1 protein-coding gene is annotated in these 261 nt (G+C 52.9%); it reads right to left on the bottom strand.

All coding sequences use genetic code 11. The features are described 5' to 3' along the window. Positions 1 to 261: Rib/alpha-like domain-containing protein (locus HMPREF3009_RS03235; RefSeq protein WP_049156533.1), on the bottom strand; the 261-nt coding region annotated here is incomplete at both ends.

Raw genomic sequence — 261 nt, 5'->3', positions numbered from 1 at the left:
CCCTTCGGATCATAAGTCTCAGCATCAGACTTCGGAGTATCGGTAACCGTGACAGTCGTCTCGACCTCATCAGTCGTACCATCCGGGTACGTCACCACAACAGTAACGTTCTTCTCACCCGGAGTCTTGGTGTCAGGGGTCTCCTTGTACTCGTACTTCGTATCCTCCGGAAGATCACCAGCATTCTCGATGTTCTTCTTCGGATCCGGAGTACCGCCTACCGGAACCTCCTGATCCTGACCCTTCGGATCATAAGTCTCA

It is taken from the genome of Corynebacterium sp. HMSC034H07 (genome assembly GCF_001815175.1).
Taxonomy (GTDB): Bacteria; Actinomycetota; Actinomycetes; order Mycobacteriales; family Mycobacteriaceae; genus Corynebacterium; species Corynebacterium hiratae.
The sequence above is the reverse complement of the archived record's forward strand: the minus strand, read 5'-3'. Positions and strand labels throughout refer to the sequence as shown.